The organism is Shewanella profunda, assembly GCF_023283765.1.
GTDB lineage: Bacteria > Pseudomonadota > Gammaproteobacteria > Enterobacterales > Shewanellaceae > Shewanella > Shewanella profunda.
Genome location: NZ_JAKILG010000008.1, coordinates 101,938 through 120,227, shown reverse-complemented (window position 1 = coordinate 120,227; position 18,290 = coordinate 101,938). Strand labels below are relative to the sequence as shown.

Genomic DNA, 18,290 nt, shown 5'->3' with positions numbered 1-18,290 from the left:
TGATGTAGATGGTGTCCCTTGGGACCAATCCAGTTTTCCATGCTTGCGTAGCCAAACTAACACGGTGGAGCAACCTTGAATACCGTACTTGTCTTGGGCCTGCTTATAGGTCAGCTCGCCTTTTTCCACTTGGTCAACAACGGCCAATTTAAAAGCGAGGGAATAGTCACGTTGAGTTCGTTTAATTGTTGAAGTCATTACACTCTCCAAAATGAGTTTGAAAAGTGTCAACGCTATTTAGGACGGGTCACATTCGACTAAAAAAGCGCTCATATGAGCGCTTTTTTATTTATACGATGGGTATAAGACAATAAAAAATGTAATTTTTCTGTAAACCAGCGGATGAATTGAGGCTTTTGAGCTGCTAGAGTACACCTATGGTCGTCAAATGCAGATAAAAATAATTAGAATACTTCTAGCATGTCTTATCCTTTTCACCACTAGCCTAGGCTCTGTTTGGGCGGGTGGCTTTGTGCAACGTGTCTTTACCGACAGAGACGGTTTGGCCGCGACCAGTATCCGAGGTTTGGCCTTAGATGATCACGGTTTTGTTTGGGCGGCGACTGAGCAGGGGCTATATCGAGTCAGCAATTCTAAGGTGCGACGCATCGACAAAATTGGTTCAGAGTCGCGCCTTGCGGATGACTTTTTAACCTCAGTGGTCAATATTGATCGTGACCATTTACTCGTTAACACCAATTCCGCTATTTACCTTTATGACATAGTTAACAATCAATTTACTGTTTTTGGTTCGCCTCAGCTCTTTCCCCAATATGTGGGTGGAGCACTTCTTTCTGCTGCTCGCAAGAATGATCAAACATGGTTGTTGCTGACCGATAGTGGACATATTTACGATTTTTCCCCCGCAAAGACTGAGCTGTCGATTATCACTCAGTTACCCGTTAATCGTGATCTTCCTTGGCGTAAGTTACTTTCATTGCCAAATGGTGAAATGTTAGTGGCGAGCCAATTGCAGTTAGCAATGCTGGATAAAAATGGCGAACGCCGGTTGCAATACCCTTGGACCGAGGCTATGGGCAGTATTCTCGATATGTTCGAGGATACAAAGCATAGGATTTGGATTGCGACAGGGCGAGGGGTTTATCAGCTCGATCTGGCTAGTCAACAAATAGTGGCAGTACCAGAATTGCCCGAATGGTGCACCTCAATTGTTGAGGATCCTAAAGGAGCTTTGTGGTTTACCAGCCGTATTGGGTTGTTGAAATGGTCACCCGAAACTCGTCGAGTTGAAAACTATCAGCAAGAACTCAAGACGCAGGCCAACATGGAAATACTGAAGACTATGTTGTTCGATAGTTCTGGTCTTATGTGGGTTGGTGGCTCTGGTGACGGTTTAGCTTTGCTAGCCTCGCCACCGGATTTTATTCTCGAGACTTATACCGCCAATCAACCTTACCAGTTGACCGATGCTATGACTTGGTCCGTGCGTGCAAATGACGAAGGGGTTTGGTTGGGGTCTTCAAGCTTGGCTTTTATTGGCAAACATAGCCCAAAAGCGGTGGATATCCCCATTGATGGATTAGAGCCACACGAAGGTATTTACGATATCAATGAGTTTGGTGAGCATAATTTATTGATATCGACAACGGGAGGGCTTTTTGTTGTCGATAAGCAGACCTTACAAGGTAAAAGTTTTTCTCAGTGGGTCAATGGTCAAGATGGATTTAAAAATAAGCTAGTCTATAAAACCTATAAAGATCCGCAGCTAAAAGAACGTATTTGGATTGCGACGTCAACTGGGCTGTATTTCTGGGAGTTAGGTTTATCCGAACCTCACCCCTTTGATATAGCTAGACTCTCCAATAACGCTAATGAGCCCAAACGTCCGACCATTCGCACTATTTATCGCACCTCAGACGGTAATCTATGGGTTGGTGGGAAAAAAATCTTTGGTTATGTTGATCTTGAGGGTGAGTTCCACGATAAGCGACACCTATTCAGTGCCTTCGGTACGCCCCCAACTGTGAGCCATATTGAGGAAATGTCATCTGGCGTTATGTGGTTTGGTTCCTACGAGAAAGGGTTGTTTGAATACCATCAACAAACCGATGAGCTAACATCCCTGACGCAGGAGTGGCAATTAAACTGCAGTTCGGTGTTTTTTATCCAAAAAACACCTAAGTCGAATCTAGTGGGTTGTGCTGACTCGTTAATCCGTCAGGATACAGAGACGGGAAATATCGCCATTTTCAACCATAGGGATGGGTTTATATCCGATGAGATGAATGAGGGGGCCTATTTCTATTCTCCCCAAATGGGTTTCTATTTGGGTACGCCAGAAGGTGTCATGCGATTGGATGTGGATGGGCTTGTAAACCGTATTAACTATGACCATGTCATGCTTGAGTCTGTCTCTGTGTATTACGATAACGCCACCGAGGTGTCATTGCTCCCCCAGCCCATGATGGTGATTAAACCCGATGCCAATATCGTGAGCTTACAGATCACCAATCTCGATTACCTTGATGATTCACCGATGCAGTTTAAGTATCGACTGCGCTCTCAGGGTGGGGATGACAGTTACGTTTTATTGCAGGGAGAGTCTCAAATCAATCTTGCGGGGTTAGCTGCCGGTGAGTATGTGTTAGATATTTTAAGCCAAGTCAATGGGATATGGTCTAGTAAGCCTTTTTCATTTCCATTTTATGTTGAGCAACACTGGTGGTTATCCCAAGGGTTTAAAGGCATTTTACTCCTGCTATTTTTAGGGATTGTGCTCAGTGTTGCTTGGTATCGGCAGCGACAGGTTCGTACCTTTATGTTGATGAATCAGGCATTAACTGAGAGTGATGACAGATTAAGGCAATCATTGCGTGGTAGCGACTCAGATCTTTGGGAGTGGCATAAAGATACTCAAGAATTTGATCTCGATAATCGTGGTGGCGTACTTGGAGATCATGCGAATGATATCGTTGTTTCACTCGAGGATTTACCTGTGCATCCACAGGATAGGGACAGAGTTCTGACTCAGTGGAAGAGTATGTTAGCGGGGGAAGTGGACCGCTTTGAGACCGAATATCGTTATCAGCGTAAAGATGGTCAATGGGGATGGTTAAGGGTAAGGGGGCGCGCTGTTACCCGTAATAAACATACCCATGAGATTGAGCGTGCCGCTGGGATTTACAGCGATATTACCGTGCAGAGGCTGCTCGAGGATGAAGTTAAATTACTGGCTCAAGCCTTTGAAAACACCTCTGAAGGTGTATTGATTTTAGAGAGTAATGAGAATATTCGGGTCGCTAATCATGCGGCACAGCAGATTATCGGTTCAGGTGACAGTGATTTAGTTGGTTTGTCCTTTTCTCAATTTGTGCAAATGAATGATGGTTTGTCTAATGAGATTAAACAGTTACTAGAGAAAGAAACGTCTTGGACGGGGGAGCGTGAGTTAGTAGGTCAAAACGGCCGCCTGTGTCCTGTGTGGCTCAATGTGTCGGTAATGCAAACTGCAAATAATAAAGAACATTATTATGTCGTTGTGTTTTCAGATATTACCGAGCGTAAAAGAACCGAAGCCGATTTAAGGCGTCTTGCCAATTATGATGTGTTAACGGGTTTGCCTAATCGCTCCTTGTTTTCCAATCGACTATTGCAGTCGATACAAGTGGCGCAGCAAACAGGAGAAAAACTGGCACTGCTCTTCCTCGACCTCGATAGGTTTAAGCATGTTAACGATTCCTACGGCCACAGTATGGGGGATGCTCTTTTAGTTGAAGCCTCAAACCGACTGCAGTCCTGTATCTCTAGCGAGCACTTACTCTGTCGTTTTGGGGGGGATGAATTTGTTATTTTGCTGCGAGATGCGAATAGTCTCGATGAGATTAACCACGTTGCCGAGCGGTTATTGGCACAGATAGTTGCGCCCTTCAAGTTGTTTGGCCGGGAATTTTATATCTCCACCAGTATTGGCATTAGCATTTGGCCTGATGATGCCATTCAGCCTGAGGCATTTATTAAAAATGCCGATCTTGCCATGTACCATGCGAAGGAAGAAGGGCGTGGGAATTTTAAATATTACTCGTCGGAACGTAACGCGCAGGCTTTATACCATTTACGCTTAGAAGCCGATTTACGAAAAGCGATTGAACGTGAGGAATTTGAACTTTATTACCAGCCGCAGATTGATATTGTGCAGGGGGATAAATTTGTCGGTATGGAAGCCTTGATCCGCTGGCGCCATCCACAGGAAGGATTTATTCGTCCCGATATTTTTATTAAGGTGGCGGAAGCATGCGGTCTTATTGTTGAGATTGATCACTGGGTATTACGCCAAGCCTGTTTACACGGGGCAAAGTGGGTTAAAGATTACCCTGAGCCATTTAAGCTGTCGGTGAATATTTCAGCAGTGCATTTTCGTCAGGCCGATTTTATTGATGGCATTCAAAAAATCTTGCTAGAAACCCAGATGCCGCCTTCATCCCTTGGATTAGAAATCACCGAAGGGGTATTGATGAAGGAGTTGCAGGTCGCAAAAAGTCATTTAACTCAATTAAAGTCCTTAGGCATTGAGGTTGCAATTGATGACTTTGGAACAGGGTATTCATCACTGGCATATTTACGGCATTTTGATGTTAACACGCTAAAAATTGACCGATCATTCCTAATTGATATTGCGACTAATGCTGCAGACCAAGCGATAGTGAGCAGTATTATCGAATTGGCGCGCAATCTTAAATTAAATGTGGTTGCAGAGGGGATTGAAACGGTAGAACAGTTAGAACAGGTTTTCGGTCGAGGTTGTTATGTCATCCAAGGTTACTATTTTGCGAAACCTATGTCGGTGACGGATTTTGAACATTATATCGCGGCTGCGAACACAAATAGCTCAAGATAGCTGCAGGGTGTGGATCTCATACTGAAACAGGATTTTACTACTAAAAGGACTGTCGTTATTCCATGTTAACCGTCAGTGAACTCATCGGTTCAGATAAAATATGACTGACGGTTAAATGCATAAGTTTGTTAGTATAACTCGAATTTTTATCCTATAAAAAGTGACCCTTCATGATGCGCCGAATACTCGCCTCCATCTTTTTATGCTTGTTATTTACCCCTTTAGTGGCTGCTGAACGGCCTAAAATTGGGGTGGTACTCAGTGGTGGTGGAGCGAAAGGCGCGGCCCATGTCGGTGTGCTTAAAATATTAGAGGAACATAATATCCCAGTGGATTACATTGCGGGCACAAGCATAGGTGCTTATGTCGCAGGAATGTACTCCCTTGGGTACAGCGCCAGTGACGTTGAAAGTATTATGATGGGCGTTGATTGGGATAGTGGCTATTCGGATACGATCCCCCGTAATATTTTGAGTTTTAGGGATAAACAGTTACGCGATCGCTACAATATTCCCCTCAATATCGGTTACAACGAAGGTGAAGTTAGGGCGCCAAGCGGCGTGTTGCGCGGGCAGACAATGTCGCAGCTACTCAGGCAATCAACCGATTTAGTTCAACAATTTGGTAATTTTGATGATTTAGCGATTCCCTACCGCGCGGTAGCAACCGATTTGGAAACTAGCCAACCCGTTATCATCAGCCACGGTAGCCTAGTGAATGCGATGCAAGCGTCCGCGACTGTGCCTGGTGCACTTCAGCCCACACAATTTGAGGGCAAGTTGCTGGTTGACGGGGGGATAGCGAATAACATGCCCATCGATGTGGTTAAAGCCATGGGTGCCGACATTATTATTGCCGTCGATATTGGTTCACCTCTAGTCAAAAAAGATAAATTATACAGCACTATAGCCGTACTCGATCAGTTATCAAACTTCCTGACTAACGCTAGCACCGAGAAGCAAAAACAGCTACTGACAGATAAAGATGTGTTAATTCGCCCAGCTATCGATGCTTTAAGTACAACTGATTTTACTATCATGCCACTGGCATTAACCCTCGGAAAAGAAGCGGCGAATAATCAACTCGATAAGCTGAGCAGGATGAGTGTGAGCCCTGAGGAATATGCCATCTACGTTGACGCTAAAAGAGCTAAAGGCAAACTCTTGATGGCGGATGTGTCGCATCCCATTGGTGAAATTGTGTTTGATAACCAATCTAAGGTGAGCCTGAACCTCTTAAAGGAAACCTTAAATCTGCACAAGGGACAAGCCGTATCTAAAGATGAGCTAAATGAGGCATTAAAACGTATTTATTCCCTCAATAAATTTGAACGTGTTGATGCTGAGTTTGTTGAAGGAGAAGAGGGGCGGACACTGACTGTTATCACTAAGGCTAAGTCTTGGGGACCGAATTATTTTCAGCTCGGCTTTAACTGGGAGGATGACTTTAATGCCGACTCGGCCATCAGTTTTGATATGGCTTACACTATGACTGATTTAACTTTCAATGGTGGCGAGTGGCGTAATGAAGTCAAACTTGGGTTTGAAAAGTTATTTGCCACCGAATTCTATCAACCCCTCGATAGGGATCAGGAGTTCTTTAGTCGGGCCAGATATCAATACGATATCCGTAACTGGGATCTATTTGATAATAACAGCCGTGTCTTAGTTTTCGATAAGAAAACCCACACCGTTGAGTTTGGTATTGGTTACAACTATACCCTTCAGGGAAGTATTGAATTAGGTATCCTTGGTGAAAAAGGTGCGATAGAAAATGATGCGTGGTTAATTGAGAGTTTAGATTTCAAGTCCTACGGCGCCTATTTGAGATTTGGCTACGATAGTTTAGATAGCATTAGTTTCCCCACATCTGGCAATCGCATCACGCTTAATATCTATCTTCGTAACGAAGATTTTGACGATGTTATCGATAACAATGAAAACAATTACAGTGTACAGATAGAGGCGGATTGGAAAGGTGCCCTGAGTGTGGGCAACCATGCTTTTGTGGGTAAGACCTCAATCGCAACTAATGATAACGATGGCGTCAATACGCTGCATCTTTCTGATCTAGGCGGATTTTTAAATCTTTCTGGTTATCATAAAAACTCTCTTACCGGGGCGCACAAAGTGTTTGGTGCCTTTATTTATCAATACGATCTCGGACGTGATGCCCTTGGTATGAGGGATTATCCTCTTTATCTTGGCTGGAGTTTAGAGGCGGGGAATGTTTGGTATGAACGTACTGAAGTCACACTGACGGATCTGATTTATGCTTCGAGTCTTTATGTAGGTACAGATACCGCGTTAGGGCCAGCAGCATTAGGATTTGGGATCACAGACTTTGGCGATAGGTCTTTCTATTTGTTTGTAGGTAAAAATTTTTAGAAAAGCGATTTAGCGGTGCTATAGGTGCAAAATTGTCGAATTTTTGTAAAGTGTCATAACCTTTTACAAAATCTTGCTACTGCGATGCTTGGCAAGATGTTAAGGTTTTGCGGAAAAATAATAACACTTTCAACCTCAACTGGGGGAAATAATGAAGAAGATAAGCACATTGGCACTGGGTATCGCCTTGAGTTTAGGCTTAGCCGCTTGCAGCAGCGAGCCTAAAACTGAAGTCGCTGCGGTGTCTGGCATTGAATTGCAAAACTTTGATGCCTCAGTTCGCCATCAAGACGATTTCTACTACAGCGTTAACGGTAAATGGCTTGCCAATACGCCTATTCCGGCCGACAAATCTAACTATGGCGCCTTTTCTGTCCTGTACGATCAAAGCCAAGATGGGTTGAAAAAAATCATCGATGAAGTCGCCGCGAAAAAGAACGCAGCACCTGGCTCAAATGAGCAAAAAATTGGTGATTTTAACGCCAGTTTTATGAACACCGATTTGCTTGAAACCTTAGGTGTTACCCCACTTAATCCGTTGCTTGCCGATATCGCTGGCGCCAAAACCCACGCCGATCTACCCGCAGTAATGGGCAAGTTGTTAACGAGCGGTGCGGGGATGCCTTTTGGTTTTTATGTTAATAATGACGCTAAAAACTCGACTCAATATGCGGTGTATTTAAGTCAATCTGGCTTAACGCTGCCGGACCGCGATTATTACCTGAAAGACGATCCTAAGTTTGCCGCTAATCGCCAAGCGATGGCCAAGTATGTGACTGACATACTGACAGAAGCGGGTTACAAAGACGCCAAGCGGGCGGCTAAAAACGTGGCTGATATCGAGATGATGCTCGCACAAAGCCAGTGGAGCCGTGTCGAATCCCGCGATGCGAATAAGGTTTACAACAAGCTAGATCGTGCTGAATTGCAAAAGTTAACCGGTCAATTTGATTTCAATGCCTTCGCGGCCAGTGCGGGTTTAGGCGATAAAGTCACCGACATTATCGTGCGTCAGCCTTCTTACTTCGAAAAACTCGGTGCAAACTTCGATGCATTCCCTGTCTCGGCTTGGCAGGACTATTTAACTTTCCACTTAGTGGACAGTTATGCCGAGTTACTGAGCAAAAACTTTGTTGATTTGAACTTCGCCTTTAAGAGCAAAACCTTAATGGGTATTGAAGAGCAACAACCTCGCTGGAAAAAAGCCGTCGATGGTGCCGACCAAGTGATTGGTGAGTTAGTGGGCGAAGAGTACGTTAAGCAATACTTCAAGCCAGAAGCCAAAGCGCGCATGGAAACCATGATCAAAAATCTGATCAAAGGCTTTGAAGTCAGCATTAACGAACTTGAGTGGATGACGCCAGAAACGAAAGTCGCCGCTCAGGAAAAACTGGCTAAATTTACCTATAAAATCGGCTATCCAGACAAGTGGAAAGACTATTCAGGTTTAGAGATCAAAGCTGACGAGTTGGTAGGTAACTATCTGCGTTACGCTAGGTTTGAATATCAAGACATGATCAACAAGTTAGGTAAGCCAATCGATCGCACTGAATGGGGCATGACACCGCAAACCGTTAACGCTTACTACAGTCCAGTGAAAAACGAAATCGTATTCCCTGCCGCCATTTTGCAACCGCCATTCTTTAATATGGATGCCGATGATGCCGTGAACTACGGTGGTATTGGTGCGGTGATCGGCCATGAAATCAGCCATGGTTTCGATGACCAAGGCGCAAAATACGATGGTGACGGTAATCTGCGCGATTGGTGGTCGGATAAAGACCGCGAAGAGTTCCAAAAACGCGGCAAGCAACTGTCGGCGCAATACTCAGGTTATGAGGCTCTGCCTGGCAAGTTTGTTAATGGTGATTTGACCTTAGGGGAAAACATCGGCGACTTAGGTGGCTTAACTGTGGCCGCGCGCTCGTACATTATGAGCTTAAATGGTCAGCCTTCCCCTGTGATTGACGGTTTAACGGGTGAGCAACGCTTCTTTATTGGCTGGTCTCAAGTATGGCGTCGTAATTACCGTGATGAAGAGCTGGGTCGTCGCTTACTGACGGATCCCCATTCACCGAGCCATTACCGTGCCATGGGTACGCCACGTAATATCGAAGCCTTCTACAAAGCCTTCGAGATGAAAGAAGGCGATAAGATGTATTTGGAACCCAATGAAAGGGTGAAAATCTGGTAACAGATTGAATCGGTAAAATAAAAGCCAGACATTGTCTGGCTTTTTTACTATTCGGATATAGGAAAAGGTTATCTCAAAAGATTAACGTCCGAGTATGCTAGGTAAGGCCAATAAATTCTCTGCTCGATGGTGGGCGATAACCCATTTTGCTTCTCCGCGGTGCTCTACTGCTGGAATAGCCACCGTTTGCATATTTGCTGCGCGCGCCGCAATTAAACCATTGAAGGAATCTTCAATGGCGAGACAATAACGGGGATCGACACCTAAGGCTTTGGCACAATTTAAATAAACTTCTGGATGAGGTTTGCCATAGCGCAGGTTTTCGGCCGATTCTATCGCCATAAACTGCTCTCTTAAGCCCAACTTGGTAAGCACGGCATTAATGATTGTTGTTGGGGATGAAGTGGCTAAGCCGATTTTTAGCCCCTGTGCTTGGCAGTGTGCAATGGCTTCACTGACGCCTAGCATGGCTTCGCCGCTAATCAGGATCGCATCTGCGACTTTATCAATTATCGCTTGGCTGACTTTTGCATTGTCGTATTCTGCCCAAGGTGCCTTTTGATACCAATAATCGACACATTGGTCGATACGCAGCCCTGTGGTTTGCTGAATGGTTTCTATGGTGACAGGGACTCCGAGTGCGGATAATACTTCGTATTCAATGCGTTGCCATAGGGGTTCTGAGTCGATTAAAACACCATCCATATCAAAAATAACGGCTTGAATACTAAGGGATGTCATGGGTACTCCGATGGACTGGGATGATCATTGTCAGATGCAACAAATTGAACCTGAGTGTAAGGTTTGGTGCTACATCTTAAAAGCCAAAAAACAAAAAGATAAGAAAAATTTATATCGATTTACAGGTTAATCACGGAAAAGAGTTGTTCGATTTTAAATTTATAAACGTATGTTAACTATTTGTAGCTTATGGTTTTTTGTCAGTTTTCAAACTATTGTCTAATTTCGTTTGTTTTATTATTCCCGTAAGTTTGTTTATACCGTCGGATTTAGCCCTTATTTCGCCTTTCGCCGAGTGTGACCTGATTCATACTTTTGCAAAGCTGTAGTATACTGCTGGCCGGAAATACGGGTCGATCATGTCGGACTGTCTACTTCAATTGAGAAGACGTGCAGTTTCGTTGTTAGAGCGCCAAACAAAGAGGAATGTTGCCGTGCTAGAAGCATATCGTAAACACGTCGCAGAACGTGCTGCAGAGGGCGTAGTCCCTAAGCCATTAGATGCACATCAAGTGGCTGAACTGGTTAAATTGGTTCAAACCCCACCCGCAGGTGAAGAGGCTTTCGTTCTCGACCTGCTTGAAAATCGAATTCCCCCAGGTGTTGATGAAGCCGCTTATGTTAAAGCCGCTTTCTTAGATGCAGTGGCTAAAGGCACTGTAACTTCACCTATTCTGTCTGCTGAGCGTGCTACTGAGTTGTTAGGCACTATGCAAGGCGGCTACAACATCGAACCTCTGATCGCGCAGCTGGACAACCCAGCCCTCGCACCATTGGCCGTTAAAGCCCTAGCCCATACCCTACTGATGTTTGACTCTTTCCACGATGTGGTTGAGAAGATGCAAGCGGGTAATAAGTTTGCTAAACAAGTAGTTGAAGCTTGGGCAAATGCAGATTGGTATTTAAGCCGTCCAAAACTGGCCGACAAAGTCACTCTGACAGTATTTAAAGTCTCTGGTGAAACCAACACCGATGATTTGTCTCCAGCACCTGATGCTTGGTCACGTCCTGATATCCCATTGCACGCGTTAGCTATGCTGAAAAACGCCCGTGATGGTATCGAGCCTGATGTTGCTGGTGCCGTCGGCCCAGTGAAAAAAATCGAAGTACTAAAAACGCAAGGTCATCCATTAGTGTATGTGGGCGACGTTGTGGGTACAGGTTCATCACGTAAATCAGCGACTAACTCAGTGCTGTGGTTTATGGGTGATGATATTCCCTTTGTACCAAACAAGCGCGCTGGTGGTTTCTGCCTCGGCGGCAAAATTGCACCGATTTTCTTCAATACCATGGAAGATGCGGGCGCACTGCCAATCGAGCTTGATGTCGGCAAGATGGAAATGGGCGATGTCATTGACATCTATCCCTATGCCGGCGTTGTTAAACGTCACGGTAGCGATGAAGTCATTTCTGAATTCAGCTTAAAAACTGAAGTGTTATTAGATGAAGTCCGTGCTGGTGGTCGTATTCCACTGATTATTGGTCGTGGTTTAACTGACAAGGCCCGTGAAGTGTTAGGCTTACCTGTGTCCGACGTGTTTGTGCGTTCGCAAGATATCGCTGATACCGGTAAAGGTTACACTCTGGCGCAGAAGATGGTCGGTAAAGCTTGCGGCGTTGTCGGGGTGCGTCCTGGTCAATACTGCGAACCTAAGATGACCTCTGTCGGTTCACAAGACACGACAGGTCCTATGACCCGTGACGAGCTAAAAGACTTAGCTTGTTTAGGTTTTAGCGCCGATTTAACTATGCAGTCATTCTGTCACACTGCGGCTTATCCAAAGCCAGTTGATGTGAACACGCATCACACGCTGCCTGACTTCATTATGAACCGCGGTGGTGTATCGCTGCGTCCAGGCGACGGTGTTATCCACTCATGGTTAAACCGTATGTTGCTGCCAGATACTGTTGGTACAGGTGGTGACTCACATACGCGTTTCCCAATCGGTATTTCATTCCCAGCGGGTTCTGGCCTAGTAGCGTTTGCTGCGGCCACGGGCGTTATGCCGCTCGATATGCCTGAATCGGTATTAGTGCGCTTCAAGGGCCAAATGCAACCGGGTATCACGCTACGTGATCTGGTGCATGCTATCCCGCTTAAAGCCATTGAGCTCGGTATGTTGACCGTTGAGAAGAAAGGTAAAGTGAACATCTTCTCTGGTCGTGTACTGGAAATCGAAGGTCTTGAGTCACTCAAAGTTGAGCAAGCATTCGAATTGTCTGATGCCTCGGCCGAGCGCTCTGCCGCGGGTTGTACTATCAAGTTAGACAAAGAACCTATTATCGAATACCTGAACTCGAACATCACTATGCTTAAGTGGATGATTGCCGAAGGTTACGGTGACCGTCGCACTATCGAACGTCGTATCAAAGGCATGGAAGAGTGGTTAGCCAATCCTGAGTTGATGAGCGCCGATAAAGATGCTGAGTACGCTGCGATTATCGAAATCGACTTAAACGACATCAAAGAGCCAATCCTGTGTGCGCCTAACGATCCCGATGATGCCGTTCTGCTGTCATCTGTTGCGCAAACTAAGATTGATGAAGTGTTCGTCGGTTCTTGTATGACTAACATTGGTCACTTCCGTGCCACTGGTAAGATGTTAGACAAGTTTGCTAAAACCCTGCCAACGCGTCTGTGGATCGCACCACCGACTAAGATGGACAGAGATCAGCTGACCGAAGAAGGCTACTATGCGATTTTCGGTCGTGTAGGTGCGCGTATCGAGATCCCAGGTTGTTCACTGTGTATGGGTAACCAAGCACGTGTGGCTGAAGGCTCGACAGTGGTATCGACTTCGACTCGTAACTTCCCTAACCGTTTAGGTACAGGCGCTAACGTTTACTTAGCCTCTGCTGAACTGGCTGCGGTGGCTGCATTGTTAGGTCGTTTACCAACGGTAGCAGAGTACCAAGAATACGCTAAAGAGTTAGATGCGACCGCAGCTGACACTTATCGTTACTTGAACTTCGATCAAATCGATTCCTACACTAAGAAAGCATCGCAAGTGATCTTTCAATCTGCGGTGTAATTGATTGGCGTTAAACTGAAATTAAAGAGCCAGCGCAAGCTGGCTTTTTATTGTCTAAAGCAAAGAGCGTACTTTGTGGGATGAATTACGCCTGTTGGGCTTGCTCTGAATGCTTGTTATGCAGTACTTCGAGGAGTTCATCCTCAAGTTCAAAACGGGTTTCCATTGTATTGGCAAGGTCGGATAAGTCCTTATCTAGCTGATACAAAACTTGATCATCCTGTGCTTCTGCATATTTATCATTGAAATCCAATGCCGCACTTGTGGTGGGAGTGATCTTTGGTAGAACTTGTTGAGCTAAGGTTTTACTCGATGCACCAAATTTTTCACAGGCGTTGACGACTTGATCGTACACTTCGAAGTGGCCTTCGGAAACATAATCCACTAATAGATCGCAGAAGGATTTAACATGCTCTAAGGAGGGTAAGGATTTTTCCGATTTACCGTAGGGGGGGAGGCCCGCAATCTGACAATAATGCACTAGTAGTTTGCGACGATTTTCCAGCCATTGATCTATAAGCTTATTTGAACCGCCCCACTTTCGTTCTGCCTTTTCAAGTTTTCTCAGCATGATGCATTCCATTTAGCCGCCAGCACATGATCCTAATGTAGGGACAAGTCAGGATTCGATCAACCCTTTTTGTTCGCTTTTGCGACAAAGAGTCAAATGGACAAACCAGCTGTTTTGTATGAAAAAACAGAAATAAAAAGCCCAACGATAGAAAGCTATCGTTGGGCGAGTAAAGTATATAGCAGGCTCGATGCGACGAGCTTCTTGATTGTTCTTGCTAGCGCAGACTTTTTATACCAAAGGCAGGGAACCGGCGCAACTTTTTTCTGTCTGACTGTGACTTCTAGTTTGATTATTAAACAGTATGTTATCTGGCTAACATTTTGGATTGAACTGGCTAAATGGACGCTAATGATGGGGATTAGCTCACATAAATTAGCTCATATTGGTTACATTATTCACGTAAATGCTAAACTACCGCCCCAGCGGATCTCAATAAGTCTAGGAATCAAGCCAAATGGCAGAATTAAAGAATGATCGTTATTTACGCGCCCTACTAAAACAGCCTGTCGATATGACCCCCGTTTGGATGATGCGTCAAGCTGGCCGTTATCTCCCTGAATATAAAGCGACTCGCGCACAAGCGGGTGACTTTATGTCTCTATGTAAAAACCATGAATTAGCCTGTGAAGTAACTTTACAGCCGTTGCGTCGTTATGAGCTTGATGCTGCTATTCTATTTTCCGATATTCTGACAGTGCCTGATGCTATGGGCTTAGGTCTGTATTTTGAGGCGGGCGAAGGCCCACGTTTCGAGCGTCCTACAGACACTATCGATGCAATTAAAAAGCTTTCAATCCCTGATCCGGAGGATGAACTCGGTTATGTGATGAAGGCTGTTAGCACTATTCGCCGTGAGTTAAATGGTGCTGTGCCATTAATTGGTTTCTCTGGCTCACCTTGGACCTTAGCGACTTACATGGTAGAAGGTGGTTCGAGCAAAACCTTCGAAAAAATTAAGAAGATGGCTTATGCCGAGCCTGCTGCACTGCACATGCTGCTCGATAAATTAGCCGATTCTGTCACTTTATATTTGAATGCCCAAGTGGCCAACGGTGCCCAGTCATTAATGATTTTTGACTCATGGGGCGGCGCGTTATCGCATACGGCTTATCGTGAATTCTCACTGCGCTATATGCAGAAGATTATTGATGGGCTGACACGTTTTGCCGACGGTCGCCAAGTGCCAGTAACGCTATTCACTAAAGGCGGTGGTTTATGGTTAGAAGCCATGGCAGAAACTGGTTGTGATGCTTTAGGTTTAGATTGGACGGTAGACATTGCCGATGCCCGTCGCCGTGTCGGTCATAAAGTGGCACTGCAAGGTAACATGGACCCTTCAATGTTATATGCGCCAATTCCACGCATCGAAGAAGAAGTCGGCCAAATCCTTGCGGGTTATGGTGAAGGAACTGGTCATGTGTTCAACTTAGGGCATGGTATCCATCAGCATGTTGATCCTGACCATGCTGGCGCCTTTATTAAAGCTGTACACGCACAATCAAAACAGTACCATAAGTAATAAATTGCGATGTGAAACAGGCCCATAAATGGGCCTGTTTTGTTTTCCGTTTTAATTCCTCCTATTTTCCATTGTTGATTTGTTGGGTTTAATGGAGTAGATATTGAGTTAAAGAATTGTAAATCATAGTGTTGCACCAACCTTATGATGGATGATTTTGAGAAAAATAAAGTTTTTATGCTGTTTATTTAATGAATTAATGCGTTAAATCAAAAGGGTAAAATAGAATTAATTGCATGCTATTGCTTACTTTAGCAACGGATAAAGCTAAGTGATGTTTAATCCTATTCGTAAATGGGATATGTTGCATGGCGCAGTGAAGGATAATGCGAAGCCCTTAGTCTTAATAAGCCGTGGTAAAAGATGCACATAGGCAAGAAAATACTGATATTTATTGTGGGCTTTTGTCTTCCAGCGGTGGTTTTAGTCTCCTATTGTTTAGGTTCTTGGTATGACCATCGTGTTGAGTTATTACGCCAGGACGGTGTTAACCGCGAACTTGCCAATATTCAGCAGCAATTCCAAATCGATGTTGATCGCTTAGGATTTCTCACCAATATTTATGCCTTGCCTTTATCATTGCTACAGGATACCCAGCTTAAAAATCTCGAATCCTCGTGGCACGATAGTTCAGTATCCGCCCATCTGAGTTGGTATATCCTACGACAGGGTGAGTTGCAGACTTTCTTTCCTAATGAGCAAGCGTTTCCAAATGATAACCTACGGGAAATTGCCAATGCGGTTACTGAAGCCGATGAACAACGGGTCGAAGGCGCGTATTTGGTTGATAATCAAGCTTATGTTGTTACGGCTGTAAGATCTGCCCCAAATCAATATGTGCTGCTTGTACGTCAATTGGTGGATAGTGATCTGCTTGAATACGCTCAGGCATTGTTAGTGGCGAAAGTGTCTATGAGCCACTCTGCCTCGGTGACTCCTTCGATAGAAGGGATCCATAGTGAGGTTATTGAAGTTCCCAGTTTATTAAAAAACACTCCCGTTTATCTGCAAGTTCAATTTTCCGATGGGCCCTTCCAAGAGGTTAGATTTAAACTCGATTGGGTTTCCATGGGCTTTATTCTGCTTGGCGCCTTTATTGTTGGTTTAGGTTATATTTGGCTGCGAAGAGGTCTACTCAAACCCTTTAAAAAGCTTATGCAACAATTGGCTTTAGTTGACCCTATGGCAAGTGTTTATCAGCCTGTAACGGCTGAAGGTAATGAAGAGTTAGAAGTGCTCGCCAGCCGAGTAAATAGTTTACTAGCTAGGATTTATCAGCAAAAAGAGCGGGCTAAAATCACCCTAGAGTCCATTGCCGAAGCGGTCATTTTAACCGATGTGGATGCCAGAGTTATTTATATGAATCCTCGGGCAGAGTCACTTTTGGATATGGCGAGTTGTTATGCGATAAATCAGAGTCTTGCTAGCCTATTAAAGGCTGGGGATCAGTTAAATCAGGCTGTATTCACCTGCATCCACCTCGGGGGAAGCGCGCCACAAGTTGCGAAAATCAAGTTACTAACGGCAAACCCTAGGATCATGGAGCGTAGCATCAGTAATCTGCGTAATCACGATAAAGAAATCATCGGCACCGTAGTGGTATTGCGGGATATTACCCAAGAAGAACTACTGAAACGTCAACTACAAAAAAGAGCCGATTTTGACAGTATAACCTCACTGCTTAATCGTCAGGCCTTTGATGAGCGTCTGCCGCGTTTTGCCAATGACGCAAAAACTATTGCCGTATGTTATCTCGATTTAGAGCAATTTAAGCTTATCAATGATAGTTGTGGTCATGCGGCAGGGGATCGCATGTTGGCAATGGTGGCAAAAGTGATGCAAGCCTGTCTTGGGCCGCAGGAGTTATTGGCGCGTCTTGGTGGGGATGAGTTTGGTTTAGTGATGTGTAATCGCAGTGCTTTATCTGTGGTACAACTGTTAAAGCAGATAAGTGCTCAAGTCTCGTTACAAGTGCTGAACGATAAAAACTGCAACTACAAAGTGGGCTTAAGCATAGGTATCGCCTTTGGTCGTGCGCCCTATATCAATGCTCAAGAGTTGTTGAAAGACGCCGATATTGCCTGCCTTGCCGCCAAAGCGAAGGGCGCTAATCAAATTCATATTTACGATGATAAAGATAAAGAGCTTACCTACCAAAGGAACGCGCCTAAGTGGGCAGTAAGGATTGCTCAAGCGATTGAAGAAAATGAACTGATTTTGTATTACCAACCCATCCGGGGTTTAGGAAGTGGCCCACAGCGCCAGCGGATGGAGATTCTGCTGCGAATACAGGAACCTTGCGGTCGCATCTTAGCTCCGGCGCAGTTTATTGCAGCCGCTGAGCGATTTAAGCTGATGCCAGAAATAGATAAAGAAGTGATCCGCAAAGCTTTTTTATGGCTATCTTTGCATCCAGTCCTGTGGCCGGATCATTGTATTTCAATCAACCTTTCGGGCAATAGTCTCGGCGCTGAAGGTATGGTGGAATATATTGCCCAACAGCAACGAATATTTGATATTCCAAGTCAATGTATTTGTTTTGAAATTACTGAAACCACGGCGATTCAAAATCGAAATCGCGGTATGGAAATGCTCAAACAGCTACGTAAACTCGGTTTTTCATTCGCGTTGGATGACTTTGGAAGTGGCTTTGCCTCCTACGGCTACCTGCGTGAGCTCCCCGTGGATTATGTCAAAATCGATGGCTGTTTTGTCAAGAACTTAGCCGTAAACGCTAAAGACTACGCCATCGTTAAATCGATTCAGGATGTTTGCCGCGTAATGGGTATCGAAACCGTTGCCGAGTTCGTTGAGAATCAAGATATTATTGATAGATTGCAAACTATAGGGATTAATTATGCTCAGGGATATGCGATAGGACGACCGCAGCCCCTAAGCCTGTATCGTGAACAATATGAGATGGGTTTAGCACAACGTGCATGAAGGATTGCGCTTTTAGTATGAATATGGCAGTTTATTAGATTGCTA

At 44.8% G+C, this 18,290-nt stretch carries 9 protein-coding genes and 1 pseudogene; 7 read left to right on the top strand and 3 right to left on the bottom strand.

The features are described 5' to 3' along the window. Positions 1–198, bottom strand: a pseudogene (locus L2744_RS06550) (IS3 family transposase); the annotation flags it as partial. Positions 199–388: 190 nt separating this feature from the next. Here L2744_RS06550 and L2744_RS06545 point away from each other — a divergent pair. From L2744_RS06545 to L2744_RS06535, 3 genes are all read left to right on the top strand, one after another. Beyond that, a complete protein-coding gene (locus tag L2744_RS06545; protein WP_248991159.1) occupies positions 389–4,855 on the top strand; it encodes an EAL domain-containing protein in 4,467 nt (1,488 codons plus the stop codon). A gap of 170 nt (positions 4,856–5,025) precedes the next feature. Beyond that, on the top strand, positions 5,026–7,242 hold the full coding sequence (locus tag L2744_RS06540; protein ID WP_248991158.1) for a patatin-like phospholipase family protein: 2,217 nt from the start codon (positions 5,026–5,028) through the stop codon (positions 7,240–7,242). 151 nt (positions 7,243–7,393) lie between these two features. Continuing rightward, entirely contained in the window at positions 7,394–9,436 is a 2,043-nt protein-coding gene (locus L2744_RS06535) for a M13 family metallopeptidase (protein ID WP_248991157.1), read from the top strand. An 81-nt stretch (positions 9,437–9,517) separates the two neighbouring features. On the opposite strand, the gene hxpB is transcribed toward L2744_RS06535, so the two are convergent. Further along, positions 9,518–10,177, bottom strand: a complete 660-nt coding sequence (hxpB, locus tag L2744_RS06530) for a hexitol phosphatase HxpB (protein WP_248991156.1) — start codon at positions 10,175–10,177, stop codon at positions 9,518–9,520. Positions 10,178–10,611: 434 nt separating this feature from the next. On the opposite strand from hxpB, the gene acnB reads away from it, so the two are divergent. Beyond that, a complete protein-coding gene (gene acnB / locus L2744_RS06525) occupies positions 10,612–13,209 on the top strand; it encodes a bifunctional aconitate hydratase 2/2-methylisocitrate dehydratase (protein WP_248991155.1) in 2,598 nt (865 codons plus the stop codon). Between the two features lie 85 nt (positions 13,210–13,294). Here the strand turns inward: acnB and rsd are convergent, their stop codons facing one another. Next, positions 13,295–13,780, bottom strand: a complete 486-nt coding sequence (gene rsd / locus L2744_RS06520; protein WP_248991154.1) for a sigma D regulator — start codon at positions 13,778–13,780, stop codon at positions 13,295–13,297. Positions 13,781–13,876: 96 nt separating this feature from the next. Between rsd and L2744_RS06515 the strand changes: the two genes are divergently transcribed. The 3 genes from L2744_RS06515 to L2744_RS06505 all read left to right on the top strand — a co-directional run bounded on the left by L2744_RS06515 (position 13,877) and on the right by L2744_RS06505 (position 18,245). Beyond that, a complete protein-coding gene (locus tag L2744_RS06515; RefSeq protein WP_248991153.1) occupies positions 13,877–14,257 on the top strand; it encodes a hypothetical protein in 381 nt (126 codons plus the stop codon). Beyond that, a complete protein-coding gene (gene hemE / locus L2744_RS06510) occupies positions 14,238–15,302 on the top strand; it encodes a uroporphyrinogen decarboxylase (protein WP_248991152.1) in 1,065 nt (354 codons plus the stop codon). Before L2744_RS06515 ends, hemE begins: the two co-directional genes overlap by 20 nt. A gap of 363 nt (positions 15,303–15,665) precedes the next feature. Next, complete coding sequence (locus L2744_RS06505) at positions 15,666–18,245, top strand: putative bifunctional diguanylate cyclase/phosphodiesterase (protein WP_248991151.1); 2,580 nt, start codon at positions 15,666–15,668, stop codon at positions 18,243–18,245. Positions 18,246–18,290: the final 45 nt, after the last annotated feature.

Coding starts and splice junctions, on each gene's coding strand:
- L2744_RS06545 (WP_248991159.1), top strand. CDS start 389: ATGCAGATAAAAATAATTAGAATACTTCTAGCATGTCTTATCCTTTTC.
- hxpB (WP_248991156.1), bottom strand. CDS start 10,177: ATGACATCCCTTAGTATTCAAGCCGTTATTTTTGATATGGATGGTGTT.
- rsd (WP_248991154.1), bottom strand. CDS start 13,780: ATGCTGAGAAAACTTGAAAAGGCAGAACGAAAGTGGGGCGGTTCAAAT.
- L2744_RS06535 (WP_248991157.1), top strand. CDS start 7,394: ATGAAGAAGATAAGCACATTGGCACTGGGTATCGCCTTGAGTTTAGGC.
- L2744_RS06515 (WP_248991153.1), top strand. CDS start 13,877: ATGGACAAACCAGCTGTTTTGTATGAAAAAACAGAAATAAAAAGCCCA.
- L2744_RS06540 (WP_248991158.1), top strand. CDS start 5,026: ATGATGCGCCGAATACTCGCCTCCATCTTTTTATGCTTGTTATTTACC.
- hemE (WP_248991152.1), top strand. CDS start 14,238: ATGGCAGAATTAAAGAATGATCGTTATTTACGCGCCCTACTAAAACAG.
- L2744_RS06505 (WP_248991151.1), top strand. CDS start 15,666: ATGCACATAGGCAAGAAAATACTGATATTTATTGTGGGCTTTTGTCTT.